Source organism: Paenibacillus sp. BGI2013, from assembly GCF_002843485.1.
GTDB classification, from domain to species: Bacteria; Bacillota; Bacilli; order Paenibacillales; family Paenibacillaceae; genus Paenibacillus; species Paenibacillus amylolyticus.
Genome location: NZ_PJFA01000001.1, coordinates 295,204 through 308,610 on the forward strand (window position 1 = coordinate 295,204; position 13,407 = coordinate 308,610).

The 13,407-nt window shown below is 44.7% G+C and carries 12 protein-coding genes; 10 read left to right on the top strand and 2 right to left on the bottom strand.

What is annotated here, in order from left to right:
- Window positions 1–91 precede the first annotated feature (91 nt).
- Entirely contained in the window at window positions 92–628 is a 537-nt protein-coding gene (locus CXK86_RS01330; protein WP_047842320.1) for an acyl-CoA thioesterase, read from the top strand.
- A gap of 7 nt (window positions 629–635) precedes the next feature.
- Window positions 636–1,034, top strand: a complete 399-nt coding sequence (locus tag CXK86_RS01335; RefSeq protein ID WP_036609835.1) for an FxsA family protein — start codon at window positions 636–638, stop codon at window positions 1,032–1,034.
- Between the two features lie 101 nt (window positions 1,035–1,135).
- Here CXK86_RS01335 and ytvI read toward each other — a convergent pair whose 3' ends face one another.
- The gene (gene ytvI / locus CXK86_RS01340) at window positions 1,136–2,254 is read right to left on the bottom strand and encodes a sporulation integral membrane protein YtvI (RefSeq protein ID WP_036609832.1); all 1,119 of its coding nucleotides are present in this window, start codon (window positions 2,252–2,254) and stop codon (window positions 1,136–1,138) included.
- Window positions 2,255–2,784: 530 nt separating this feature from the next.
- Between ytvI and citZ the strand changes: the two genes are divergently transcribed.
- From citZ to CXK86_RS01360, 4 genes are all read left to right on the top strand, one after another.
- Window positions 2,785–3,897 (top strand): citrate synthase, encoded by a 1,113-nt coding sequence (gene citZ / locus CXK86_RS01345; protein WP_017689488.1) that lies wholly within the window; start codon window positions 2,785–2,787, stop codon window positions 3,895–3,897.
- Between the two features lie 147 nt (window positions 3,898–4,044).
- Window positions 4,045–5,337 carry an NADP-dependent isocitrate dehydrogenase gene (gene icd, locus CXK86_RS01350; RefSeq protein WP_036609828.1) on the top strand — a complete coding sequence of 431 codons (1,293 nt, stop codon included), beginning with the start codon at window positions 4,045–4,047 and terminating at the stop codon, window positions 5,335–5,337.
- 15 nt (window positions 5,338–5,352) lie between these two features.
- Window positions 5,353–6,294 (top strand): malate dehydrogenase, encoded by a 942-nt coding sequence (gene mdh / locus CXK86_RS01355; protein ID WP_074094381.1) that lies wholly within the window; start codon window positions 5,353–5,355, stop codon window positions 6,292–6,294.
- Window positions 6,295–6,429: 135 nt separating this feature from the next.
- The gene (locus CXK86_RS01360) at window positions 6,430–6,855 is read left to right on the top strand and encodes a hypothetical protein (RefSeq protein ID WP_017689485.1); all 426 of its coding nucleotides are present in this window, start codon (window positions 6,430–6,432) and stop codon (window positions 6,853–6,855) included.
- Window positions 6,856–7,119: 264 nt separating this feature from the next.
- On the opposite strand, the gene CXK86_RS01365 is transcribed toward CXK86_RS01360, so the two are convergent.
- Complete coding sequence (locus CXK86_RS01365) at window positions 7,120–8,679, bottom strand: histidine kinase N-terminal 7TM domain-containing diguanylate cyclase (RefSeq protein WP_101313348.1); 1,560 nt, start codon at window positions 8,677–8,679, stop codon at window positions 7,120–7,122.
- Window positions 8,680–9,068: 389 nt separating this feature from the next.
- Between CXK86_RS01365 and CXK86_RS01370 the strand changes: the two genes are divergently transcribed.
- The 4 genes from CXK86_RS01370 (at window position 9,069) to CXK86_RS01385 (ending at window position 13,290) form a co-directional block, all read left to right on the top strand.
- Window positions 9,069–9,941: an SDR family oxidoreductase gene (locus CXK86_RS01370; RefSeq protein WP_036669971.1), complete on the top strand. Its 873-nt coding sequence runs from the start codon at window positions 9,069–9,071 to the stop codon at window positions 9,939–9,941.
- Window positions 9,942–10,233: 292 nt separating this feature from the next.
- A complete protein-coding gene (locus tag CXK86_RS01375) occupies window positions 10,234–10,581 on the top strand; it encodes a cupin domain-containing protein (RefSeq protein WP_101313349.1) in 348 nt (115 codons plus the stop codon).
- A gap of 43 nt (window positions 10,582–10,624) precedes the next feature.
- Window positions 10,625–12,445 (top strand): two-component system histidine kinase PnpS, encoded by a 1,821-nt coding sequence (gene pnpS / locus CXK86_RS01380; RefSeq protein ID WP_036669981.1) that lies wholly within the window; start codon window positions 10,625–10,627, stop codon window positions 12,443–12,445.
- A gap of 116 nt (window positions 12,446–12,561) precedes the next feature.
- A complete protein-coding gene (locus CXK86_RS01385) occupies window positions 12,562–13,290 on the top strand; it encodes a response regulator transcription factor (RefSeq protein ID WP_036609823.1) in 729 nt (242 codons plus the stop codon).
- The last annotated feature ends 117 nt before the right edge of the window (window positions 13,291–13,407 follow it).

The window sequence follows — 13,407 nt, forward strand, 5'->3', positions numbered from 1 at the left end:
GATGGAGAAGCAACAGGAGAGAAGCAATGGGGCTTTATTGTCCCGTTGCTTTTTTTCCATCTTATTGACACTTTACAACGAGGTAACACGTATGAATGATAGAACGAAGGAGGCCGATAACGTGCGAGAACAGAGCAATGGTAACTGGTATGCGGCACGTCTTCGTGTACGCTATCAAGAAAGTGACCAGATGGGCGTGGTCTACCACGCGAACTATTTGAATTGGTTTGAAATCGGTCGAACTGAGATGATTCGCCAAATGGGGTATACATATCGTAAAATGGAGGAACAGGGGTTACTGCTTCCCGTAACCGGACTGGATGTGAAGTATCACAAGCCTGCCCGATATGATGATGAGATTATCATATTCACCCGTATTGCTGCATTTAGTGGTCTGCGACTGAATTATGAGTATGACGTAAGACGCATGTCTGAAGAACCTGATGAGCATATGGCGATTGGAGAACGGGTATGGTCAACTGATGAATCACTCCCCGGTGAACGGCTAGTTACAGGTTCTACCCAGCATGTATGGGTGAATGGGGACTGGAAGCCAGTTCGGCTGGATAAGGCAGCCTCTGAGTTATACAGCGCGCTTGAAAAGGTGTGGCTTTCGGGAAAGGGGTAATACGTCAATGCGAAAATGGATGTGGGCTTTACTCTTAATCATTCCGGTGATTGAATTATTTGGTTTTATTCTGATGAGTGACTGGATCGGAGCCGGAAAGACATTGCTTCTCATGATTCTCACGTCCTTGATTGGTATAGCAATGTTGCAGTTTGAAGGGCGAAAAGTACTTGTGGACGCCAAATCCGAGATGGAGCGTGGCAAGGTACCTGGAAGAAAAATGGTCGATGGTCTTTTTATTTTTGTCGGTGGTTTCTTGCTTTTGATTCCAGGCTTTGTAACGGATCTGATCGGCTTTACACTGGTATTTCCTTTAACACGTCCGGTGTACCGTCTGTTCTTCCTGGGGTGGCTGGAGAAAAAAATGAAAAGTGGCAAAATTACGTTTTATCGTCGTCCGAAATGAAACACCAGTTGTTTTGCATAATGAAAAGGCTCCGCTCAACAGATGATTTCTGTTGAACGAAGCCTTTTTCTATTTTTCCTGCGTGCTCATAAGGTCATGCCTCATCGGACACGTCCGTTGATGATATACGTTCTGAGGTCGCGTAATACGTTAGCCCGATTGAACGCATCGAGAATCACGAGACTGACAGGGCCAATAATCAAGCCCAGAACACCAAACAACTTCAAACCCACAAACATGCCAACCAGCGTGGCGAGTGGGTCGAGCCCTACACTGCTTGCAAGTACCTTCGGTTCAATAATCTGACGGGCGATCAATAAGATCAGATAGATAATACTAATCCCAATACCCAGATACAGATCCCCATTCATAAAGAGGTACGCTGCCCAAGGCACCATGATAAGGCCAACACCCAGATAAGGAAGCAGATCGACCAAACCAATCATCAGAGCGATGGTGAAGGCTGAATTGACTTGCAATATAAGCAGTCCAATCATGACGAATAGTGCTGTAATCGAGATCATGATCAATTGTGCTCTTGCGTATCCGAACAGTGCCTTCTTAAGGTCGGTCCATATGTCGGATATCGGCTTGCGAATGGAAGAGGGTACCCATCCCGATACGGTGATGTTGTGCCTGGTCCAGCTTTTGCTAATGAAGAATGTAGACAACAGAACAACGATTAATACCGCACCCATGTTCGGCAGGGAAGTCAGCAGACTCAGAATCATGTTGAAAAATCCGGTGACCAGATCTGTCACGGCTGTACCCACCGTTTCAGTTGTTTTACTAATATTGCTGTTGATGGTTTCCTGGTAGTTGGGATTTTCCTTGTAAAATTCATTGATCTGCGCAGTCAAACTCTGAATGGTGTCATTCTGGGTCCAGCGCACAAACGTGTCCTTGATCTCATCAACATGTAGATCAAAGCTTGTCGTAAGTGAAATGACTTCTTTTACCATACGGGTAATCGCCGCAGACAGCACCACCGCAATGGCTCCAAAATAAAGGATCAATGAAAGAGTCACAGCCAGCCAGCGCGGGAATCGTGCTCGATGCTGAAGCAGTTTCACTAATGGATTCATGGCATAGGCGATAATCCAGGCAATCGCAAAAGGGTACAAGAGCGGGAACAGCAAGTATATGGCAACGGCGATCAGAACGGCCGCAATGATAACCCATAAGCCACGGAGCAGGCGTTTCATTATTATTCTATCCAAGCATCAACTCTCCTTATTTCAATTAAGCCGACCTATGTATGATCCATGAATCAGTATTAGAAATAGATGGCTATCTTAATTAATATAGAGCATTTTCAAGGTTTTGAAACGCCGGGATGTTAACAGATCTTGTTCAAGAGTGGACTTTTGCACAAGATCTACGAGGATTCTTTCTTTTGCCTAGAGTATGCCTTAGTATTACAGAATATAGCAATAGAAAGTTCCTCATACGACAGGATTGGTTAAAAAACATTAAATGTCAACCTTGTTTTTGTAAAGGCTTTCAAAAATGCTTTATCGGACCGATAAAGAAGTTTGATGTGCGAATGAACTCTCATCATGTTCACATAAACGACAAAATCCAGTATGATGTTATAAGTAAATACCGATTGACAGATAGGAAAACCTTAGTTTGAAATATTTGTTAATTTTAAAATGAAAATGTTTACAAAAAGAGAATAGGTGCATTTTGGCACTTATATGACACTCTGGAATGGTTCCTGATTTCGCTTATTAAAGGAGAGATGTATATGACAGCTACCAAAGGTCTGGAAGGCATCGTTGCGACAACCTCTTCGATCAGTTCTATTGTAGACGGTGTGCTCACATACCGTGGTTACGATATCGACGATTTGGCTGAACATGCCAGCTTTGAAGAAGTTGCCTATTTGTTGTGGTTTGGTAAATTGCCAACAACGGATGAACTGAAATCCCTTCGTAAAAGCCTGAGCGATTACGCGCCGATTCCGAGCGAGTTGATTGCACAAATCCAATTGTACCCGAAAAATGTCAGTACCATGGCAGCACTTCGTTCCGCTGTCTCTGCACTTGCACTGTACGACGAGCAAGCGGATGAGATGACAACGGAAGCGAATGAGAACAAAGCGGTTAAGTTGCAAGCACAGTTGCCAACGATTGTGGCAGCCATCGCCCGTATCCGTCAGGGCAAAGAACCTGTGGCTCCAAAAGAAGGCGCTTCCATCGCAGAGAACTTTTTATATATGATGACTGGTGAAGAACCATCCGAGACCGCAGTGAAAGCATTGGATCAAGCCCTTGTCCTGCATGCGGATCATGAGTTAAACGCTTCGACATTTGCAGCCCGTGTAACGGTTGCTACGCTGTCGGATATCTATTCCGGTGTAACTTCCGCCATTGGCGCACTGAAGGGACCACTGCATGGCGGTGCTAATGAAGCCGTTATGAAAATGTTGAATGAGATCGGTACGCCAGATCGTCTTGAAGCGGCAATTCAGGAAAAACTGAATAATCGTGAAAAAATCATGGGCTTTGGACATCGGGTGTACAAAAACGGTGATCCACGCGCCAAACATCTACAGAAGATGTCCAAGGAACTTGGCGAGATGAACAATGATACGCGTTTGTATGATATGTCTGTGAAGATCGAGGAACTGGTAACAGGACAAAAAGGACTGAAGCCTAACGTAGACTTCTATTCTGCTTCTGTATATACCCAACTGGAGATCGAACAGGAATTGTTCACTCCGATCTTTGCCATCAGCCGGGTGTCGGGATGGACTGCGCATATTTTGGAACAGCTTGCGGACAATCGCATCATTCGTCCACGTGCGGAGTACACTGGTCCTACAGAACAGAAATACGTTTCTATTGAACTTCGCTAATAGCCACAAAAACAGTATAATAATATGGACGAGGTGAAGGGTTGGAAAGCAGAGGCTTTACTGGCTTAAGCTCTCAGGACCCTTCTCTCAACAAGACTAGTGGTATGATGAATACTGCATATACGAAACCTAGGAGGAATTTTAACTATGAAATTAGAAAAATTTGCTCACCCAACTGAAGGCGAAAAAATCCAAATTGATAACGGTACACTTCAAGTACCTAGTAATCCAATCATTCCATTTATCGAAGGTGACGGTACAGGCCGTGATATCTGGAAAGCTTCCAAACGTGTATTGGATGCAGCTGTTGAAAAAGCTTATGATGGCAACAAAAAAATCGCATGGTATGAAGTGTTTGCTGGACAAAAAGCATTCGATACATACGGTGAGTGGTTGCCGAATGATACACTGGAAGCCATTCGTGAGTATATCGTAGCGATCAAAGGACCATTGACTACGCCAATCGGTGGCGGTATTCGTTCCCTGAACGTAGCCCTGCGTCAAGAGCTTGACCTGTACACATGCTTGCGTCCTGTTCGTTATTTCGACGGTGTACCTTCTCCGGTTAAACGTCCTGAGTTGGTAGACATGGTCATTTTCCGTGAGAATACGGAAGATATCTATGCAGGAATCGAGTATGCTGAAGGTTCTGAAGAAGTGAAAAAAGTGATCCAGTTCCTGCAACAGGAGATGGGTGCTAACAAAATCCGTTTCCCTGAGACTTCCGGTATTGGTATCAAACCAGTTTCTTCCGAAGGTTCGAAACGTCTGGTACGTGCAGCAGTGCAGTACGCAATTGACCATAACCGTAAGACGGTTACATTGGTACACAAAGGTAATATCATGAAATTCACAGAAGGTGCCTTCAAAAACTGGGGATATGAAGTGGCTGAAGAAGAGTTCGCTGACAAAGTATTCACATGGGCACAATACGACATCATCAAAGAAAACGAAGGTACAGATGCAGCGAATGCAGCACAAAAAGCTGCTGAAGATGCTGGTAAAATCATCGTAAAAGATGCGATTGCCGATATCGCTCTGCAACAAGTATTGACTCGTCCAGGCGAATTTGATGTTATCGCAACATTGAACCTGAACGGTGACTATCTGTCCGATGCACTTGCAGCGCAAGTTGGCGGAATTGGTATCGCTCCTGGAGCGAACATCAACTACGTAACAGGACATGCTATCTTCGAAGCAACTCACGGTACTGCACCTAAATACGCGGACAAAGATGTCGTGAACCCTGGTTCCGTTATTCTGTCCGGAGTAATGTTGCTTGAGCACTTGGGATGGCAAGAAGCAGCTAACCTGATCTACAAAGGTATGGAAACATCCATTAACAATAAAACAGTAACGTATGACTTTGCACGTCTGATGGACGGCGCTACTGAAGTGAAATGTTCTGAATTCGCGGATCAAATCATTAAAAACCTGTAAGGGGAGATGTGAATCTTGACTATTCAGCGCAAAAAAATCACAGTAGTCGGCGCCGGTTTTACCGGTGCTACGACCGCATTAATGCTTGCCCAAAAAGAACTCGGGGATGTTGTGCTGGTTGATATTCCTCAACTGGAGAACCCGACGAAGGGGAAAGCACTCGATATGATGGAAGCAAGTCCTGTTCAAGGATTTGACAGTCATATCGTCGGTACTTCCAACTACGAAGATACTGCAGGTTCTGAGATTGTAATCATCACCGCTGGTATCGCCCGTAAACCGGGTATGAGCCGCGACGATCTGGTCAATACGAATGCGGGTATCGTGAAGTCCGTTTGTGAAAATGTGAAAAAATATTGCCCTGATTCCATCGTCATTATTCTAAGCAACCCGGTGGATGCGATGACTTATGCAGCTTATCAGACCCTTGGTTTTCCTAAAAACCGTGTTATCGGTCAGTCAGGTGTTCTGGATACAGCACGTTATTGTACCTTCATTGCGCAAGAGTTGAATGTATCTGTTGAAGATGTTCGTGGATTCGTTCTTGGCGGCCACGGGGACGATATGGTACCCCTCGTTCGTTATTCGAGTGTAGGTGGTATTCCGATTGACACGCTGATTCCGGCAGAACGCATTGAGTCCATTGTTCAACGCACACGTGTTGGCGGAGGCGAGATTGTGAATTTGTTGGGTAACGGCAGTGCCTATTATGCACCAGCAGCTTCGCTTGTTCAGATGACCGAAGCCATTTTGAAGGACAAGAAACGTATCATTCCAGTGATCGCTTATCTTGAAGGTGAATATGGCTATAATGATCTGTTCCTCGGTGTACCAACCATTTTGGGTGGTAATGGCATTGAGAAAATATTCGAACTTGACCTGACAGCGGAAGAAAAAGCAGGATTGGACAAATCTGCTGATTCGGTTCGCAACGTCATTTCGGTAGTAAACCTGTAAGTTTGAAAACTTTTTGAACAGAAGCTAAAAGAAAACCTCCGGTAAACCCGGAGGTTTTCTTTTCTTTGGATAAGTTCCCCAGTATAATGGGATGTGATGTATAGCACACCGAAAATGTTGAGGAGGATGAAAATTTTGACAATGATTATGTATTTGCTCCATATTGTTGGAGCACTGGCGATGGGATTCTATTTGATTCTGCCATTTGTGGTCGGTAAAATCCGTACCTTGAATGCCGCAGCACAAGAGGGAGCCTTTGCATCACTTCGTTCTTTGAACAAAGTCGCGCAGTATGGACTTGTAATCCAACTTCTTACTGGTGGTTACCTGATGACCAAAGGTGAGTATTCTCATGTCTGGATGGCTGTCGTTGTTGTTCTGCTTTTGGCTATTGCGGCTATTGGAGGAATCATGGGTAAACCGCTGCGACTCGCTGCAGAAGGTGTGAAAAACAAACGTGATGTGGGTCCTGAGCAAAGCAAGATCCGTATGTTCAGTACACTTCTGGCTGTATTCTTGTTAATCATGGTGTACCTGATGGTGAATAATCAGGTGATCTAAGTGCGTTGCGGACGGTTAATCCACCCTACGAAGATGTATTGTTAGTTGTTGGTTAAGCGTTTGCAGACGCAATTAGGACAAGCCGGATGAGATGTAAGATGGTGTTTCGTTGGAACAAACAAAAAATAGACAGCCTCATTGGCTGTCTATTTTTTGTTATTATCAAGATGAAATCAGCAGTACTCGGTTTATTTTGAACTGGAACTAGAGGGATCACTACCCTACATATCATCATACATATTCATCTGACACGGTCTACGTTGGTTAGGTTGTACTCACAGTATATGCCCGCACTGCATTTCGACCATTACGCTTGGATTCGTACAAGGCAGTATCAGCATCGCGTAACAAGGACTCCAGCGAATCTGACCCTCCATTGTACTGGGCAATACCAAAGCTTGAGGTGAGCGTAATAGGCACTCCCTTAACATCCAGGGGGTCATTCAACAAGGCAACTCTCAGTTTTTCGGCAAGTTTCTCGGCTTCTTGAAGCGAGGTATTCGGAAGAGCGATGACAAACTCTTCTCCTCCATAACGGGCAAATAACATCTCAGGGCTTAAATATCGATTACAGACAGAGACCACATGAATGATGGCCTGATCGCCAACATCATGCCCGTACGTATCGTTGATGCGTTTAAAGTAATCAATATCAAATAAAATGAATGAAACAGGTTGCGGATTAAGCTGAGCTTCACTCAAAATCTCCCGTCCTCTATGCAAAAATTGAGTGCGATTATAGATTTTGGTCAAACCATCGAAATAAGCCAGTTGTTTCAGCTGTTCTTGCAAGAAGCGTTGTTCCGTTATATCGATTAACATAATTAGACTGCCCACAGTCTGTGCATCCTTGTTATACACGTAAGATGTCCTGACCTGATAACAGACGGTCTCTCCGTTTAACTGCCAGTACAGATCGGTTTGCAATCCTTCTCTTCCGTATTCAACGGGAAACGTCTTTCCAGCAAGATTAAGCCAGATATCATCCAAGGGTTGGCCAATCATGGTTGTATTAAGCTCTGGCAACATGTCACGCAGAGATCTGTTGTAATCGACCAGTCGATTGAAACTATCCAGTACAATTACACCTTCACGCATACTCTCAAAAATACTGTCTTTGGCGATGGGTACGATGGTCAGTAGACGTGAGGATAGAATCGCCCAGATATACATGGCAGATGTGATACACATGAGCACGGGGACGGGGTCCATCCCGCCGGGGGTCAAACCAAGCAAATACAGAAAAGCTGCGACCATGGGAATAATCTGTGAAGTAATGAGAGTAAGTAATTGACGACGATACATCTTCTTGGTGTGTCTCCATTGTCCAATCAGAATAAGGCAGGCACATAACAGACAGGAGAAGGTGAATGCACCATGTACAACATACCATTGACCCACTGCGATATCCATCAGAGGAACGGGACTATCTTCTCTCAGCCATACTTTTTTATAAAATAGATGATGAAAGTCATTGGTTGCAACCATACCTAGTGTAATGGAAGGGATTACAAACAGCGAGGCAGTTACCTTTTTGGATAACGTTTTTCCTGTGTACTTTATCATCAACATGAGGCCAAGAGATGCGGAGAAGGGCATGCCTGTATACTCCACGGTGGTCCAAAACATCATCTGCTCCAGCGTGTTGCTGGCCAGCTCAATCGCATAACCAAAAGTATATATGGAGAGTGCTGCTGTGTAGAGAATGAATATTTTGGAACTTGGAATCTCGGATCTTCTGAAATAGGTATATAAACACAAAAAGACATTCAGCACGGCTGAAGTAGCGACGAGTGTTATATATGAATTAATATGCGATTCCATTGTAAGGTCTCCATGTTAGGTTAGAATGATTAAACCAATAAAGATGAGAGTTAAAGCACATCAGTATACTGTACATTGTACATCAGCCCAAGCAGCATAGGAATACACTTTGTATCATGAAACAGTCTAATTTCGAATAAATTTCGAATTTTGGCCAAACAGGCATTAAAGCAAATTGGTTGTTTGATATCCAAAGAGAGTGGTAAATAACGATTAGAGACAGCACGCTGAGGCTTAAGTTGCTGTTCATCGCAGAAGAATAATCTGAACTGTTCATGCCATCCTACAGAATGAGACTTTTTCAGAGAACGAAAGACAAGGAAGTATACAGTTAGGGTCCATGTCTTCTGTAATCCAAACATGTTCACATTTTGAGAGGAGAATGTTAGATGTCAACCAACACACAGCAAAATCAAAAAACAATGCCAGCACAGCATCAGGATCAACGCCCCGGTATTGAATCGGAGATGCATCCCAGACCGGAATTTGAGAAGCCTGAATACAAGGCAGCAGGTAAACTGACGGGTAAGGTGGCCCTTATTACAGGGGGTGACAGCGGAATTGGACGTGCTGTTGCTGTTACGTATGCCAAGGAAGGCGCGGATGTAGCCATTGTATACCTGAGCGAGCACGAAGATGCCAAGGAAACGAAACGTCAGGTCGAACAAGAAGGACGCAAGTGTATCTTGATTGCAGGGGACATTGGTGATGATGCCTTTGCGAAGAAATCGGTTCAGCAGACAGTAGATGAACTGGGCAAACTGGACATTGTCGTGAATAACGCAGCAGAACAGCATCCACAGCAGAATCTGGAGGATATTACGCCAGAACAGCTGGAGCGTACATTCCGTACCAATATCTTCGGCATGTTCTATGTGACGCAGGCAGCCCTTCCACATCTGAAGAAGGGCAGTACGATTATTAATACAACCTCCATCACAGCCTATCGCGGCAGCCCGACCCTGCTTGACTATTCATCTACCAAAGGAGCAATCACTTCGTTCACTCGTTCGTTATCGATGAATGTGATTGAGAAGGGAATTCGTGTTAATGCCGTTGCACCAGGGCCGATCTGGACACCACTCATTCCATCCACATTTGATGAGAAAAAAGTAAGTGAGTTTGGCGCAACGCAGCCAATGAAGCGGCCAGGACAACCGGATGAACTGGCTCCAGCCTATGTATATCTAGCTTCAGATGATTCTTCGTATGTGAGCGGACAGGTGATACATGTGAATGGCGGCGAAGTGGTGAACGGATAATACGTAATGAATGTTTAGACTCAGGATAGGATTGATTATATAGAGAGACGTATCGCTTTCAGCATGGCTGAGCGGTGCGTCTTTTTTATATCAGGTGAATATGTATGTCAAAGATGCGGTTAGCACCTGTTTACAAAAGTCGGCATCTCTGTTGATACAACTATGATATTTTATTATTAGCCTTGTCTCACTGCAGTTGATAGCGTATTGCAAAGTACTGACTGAAAAGATTGGGAGTCCCCTAATCTGTGATATGATAGATCGAGCAATTATACTCGGAGGGACAAGTCATATGAAAATTAGCAAACAGAATGCGGCGCATTATATATGGGGTGGGAATTGCGATGGTTGGCACCTTGTTCAAAACGAAAAATTGAGCATCATTCATGAACGAATGCCCGCAGGAACGGCTGAAATACGACATTATCATTCGGTAAGCCGTCAGTTTTTTTTCATCCTCAGCGGTGAAGCATGTATGGAACTTAATGGAGAGACGTTTGTGCTGGAAACCCATGAAGGAATAGAGATTGCACCCGGAATGCCGCATCAGATGATGAATCGGAGCGACGAAGAAGTGGAGTTTCTTGTAATTTCCAATCCGGGTACCCGTGGGGACCGAATTGAACTGGATTCAATGTAGAGCAATTCATTAGATATTAATCTGATCATAAAGGAAGAGATAGATGAGACCGTTCCGAATTCGCCTTGCCATCATTATGATGGTGCTGATCGGTGTATCCGTCATTGTGGCTGGATATACGATGGGCAGAGTGTTTAAGACTACGCATATAGCCGCATTGGAGCAAACCATGGTGCGCGAGATTAATTTGCTCAAAGCAACTTTTCCATTCCATGATGCAAGTGATCCAACCTCGGAAGCCACACGAAAGTATTATTCAGATCGGGCGCTGGAACTGGATCGTCTGACGGATTCCCGGGTAACCTTCATCAATAAAGACGGCATGGTCATTGGAGATTCCGAGAGTGATCCGGCATCCATGGATAATCACTTGAACCGTGAGGAGATTAAGGGTGCCGTCGGAGATGGATACGGGCAATCCATACGTTACAGTGAGACATTGGGACAAGACATGCTGTATGTAGCGCTACCTGTGAATTCGGATCAAAGTGATATGATTGAAATACCTAGTGGCAAATTTGATGGTTACATTCGTCTATCCATGAGTCTACAGGCTGTGGATCAAGGGCTTCAGCGTGGTTGGATGATCATGTTTGCTGCACTTGGGCTATTGTTCTTAATTGTCGCGTTTGTCAGTTATCGGGTTGCACGTGGATTAACCTCCCCGATTGAGCATATTACAAAAGTGGCCCATCGGATCACCAAGCTGGAATACGATGCCAGAGTTGATGTAACGCGTAGAGATGAGATCGGACAGCTGGGGCTTGCCATAAACGGAATGGCAGACAGCTTGCAGTCCCAGCTGAAGACGATCCGTGATAATGAAGCGTTGTTACAGAGTGTCCTCGCGAACATGACCGGAGGTATTGTCATGATCGACGCAGGGCAATCCATTGCACTGGTCAATCGGGAAGCGGAGCGTATGCTTGGTATTCAGGCAGGAAAGGTTACGGGTAAACCTTATACTGAATTGAAAAGACACTACGAATTAACTCGCACCATTGAAGAGAGTGTTGCACTGAAAGAACGGATGCATGAAGAAGTGAGTGTGTTCAACCCGGAGGAAAAACTGATCCGTATTGATGGAGTACCGATGTCCGAAGATGATGGTGGGTATCGAGGCATGTTGTTCCTGTTGCAGGACGTGACGGCGATTCGCCGATTGGAGTCCATGCGCAGTGAGTTTGTTGCAAATGTCTCTCATGAGCTCAAGACACCAGTTGCTGCGGTCAAAGGGTTTGCCGAAACGTTGCTCAGTGGCGGGGTACAGGATAAGGAGACAGAGCGATCATTCCTGAAAATCATCTATGATGAAGGAGATCGACTTAACCGATTAATCGGGGATATTCTGGAGTTATCCAAAATTGAATCGAAACGCGCACCGCTGCAATGCTCCCCTGTTCATGTACACTCTTTCTTCGAAATGGTGCTGGGCACCTTGTCCAAGGTGGCGGAGAAAAAGCAGATTCGTCTGGAAATGCATGTTCCGGAGGAACTGTACATTGAAGCGGATGAGGACAAGATGAAGCAGATTTTCATTAATCTGTTATCCAACGGCATCAACTATACCCCCGATGGTGGACGAGTGAAGTTGCAGGTGACGATGGATAACGATGATGAAGTTGTCTTTGCGGTGTCAGATACAGGAATTGGCATACCGAAAAAAGATTTGCCGCGAATCTTCGAGCGGTTCTATCGTGTTGATAAAGGCAGATCCCGTAATTCAGGGGGCACAGGCCTTGGACTTTCCATCGTTAAACATCTGGTGGAATTGCATCATGGCAAATTGTCTGTAGAGAGTGAACTGGGCATGGGGACAACGTTCCGTGTGATCCTTCCATTCATTCAAGACGAAGAGATGTAGGCGTCAGGTATCAAAATGTAAAAAGTGTGTATTGTTTTACACCGCGTTAACAAATTAGTGCTATGATAGAAAAAGTGTTGTGGCAACAGACAACCTATGAAGAGAGAAGGGGTATCATGGCACAGCGTTTGCTAGTTATTGAAGATGAACCTACATTATCAAGATTACTCACGTATAACCTGACACAGGAAGGTTATGACGTTACGGCAGAGGATCACGGATCTGCAGGATATGATCGGGCCTTGTCCCAGGAATTTGATCTCATTTTGCTGGATTTGATGCTTCCGGGCATGAATGGTCTGGACATTCTGAGCAAGTTAAGAATACAGGGTGTTAGTACACCTGTTATCATTCTGACGGCCAAGAACGGTGAAGCCGAGGTTGTACAGGGACTGAAATCAGGTGCCGATGATTATATTACCAAACCGTTTGGTGTATCTGAGTTATTAGCCCGAGTGGATGCGGTATTAAGACGTTATTCCAATGGTGAAGATTTACCACAGCTTGAGGACAAGGATGGCTCACGAATTATTCTGGGAGAGCTGGAGATTTACCCTTTGAAATATGAAGTGACACTGGGTGGACAATCCATCAGTCTGCGTCCGAAAGAGTTCGAAGTACTTCTATATTTGGCTAAAAAGCCGGGTGTGGTACTGACAAGGGATGATCTGATGAACGCTGTGTGGGGCTTTGATTATATCGGAGGTCAACGAACGGTGGATGTTCACGTCAGTTCATTACGTAAAAAGCTGGAGTTGGACCCGGAATCGGTTCACATTGATTCCATTCGTGGTGTAGGTTATAAATTGGTTGTCAAAAGAAAAACTCCCCATCATTCAAGTTAGCAATGATCGGGGAGTTTTATTTTACGTTCATTTAACATAAAGGAAGATTTTTCTTTACGTAGAGGGAGTAGCATGGACTTATCTGAGTGATACTTTGTACCTACATAACCCACCTCA

Coding starts and splice junctions, on each gene's coding strand:
- CXK86_RS01330 (WP_047842320.1), top strand. CDS start 92: ATGAATGATAGAACGAAGGAGGCCGATAACGTGCGAGAACAGAGCAAT.
- CXK86_RS01335 (WP_036609835.1), top strand. CDS start 636: ATGCGAAAATGGATGTGGGCTTTACTCTTAATCATTCCGGTGATTGAA.
- citZ (WP_017689488.1), top strand. CDS start 2,785: ATGACAGCTACCAAAGGTCTGGAAGGCATCGTTGCGACAACCTCTTCG.
- icd (WP_036609828.1), top strand. CDS start 4,045: ATGAAATTAGAAAAATTTGCTCACCCAACTGAAGGCGAAAAAATCCAA.
- CXK86_RS01365 (WP_101313348.1), bottom strand. CDS start 8,679: ATGGAATCGCATATTAATTCATATATAACACTCGTCGCTACTTCAGCC.
- CXK86_RS01370 (WP_036669971.1), top strand. CDS start 9,069: ATGTCAACCAACACACAGCAAAATCAAAAAACAATGCCAGCACAGCAT.
- CXK86_RS01375 (WP_101313349.1), top strand. CDS start 10,234: ATGAAAATTAGCAAACAGAATGCGGCGCATTATATATGGGGTGGGAAT.
- pnpS (WP_036669981.1), top strand. CDS start 10,625: ATGAGACCGTTCCGAATTCGCCTTGCCATCATTATGATGGTGCTGATC.
- CXK86_RS01385 (WP_036609823.1), top strand. CDS start 12,562: ATGGCACAGCGTTTGCTAGTTATTGAAGATGAACCTACATTATCAAGA.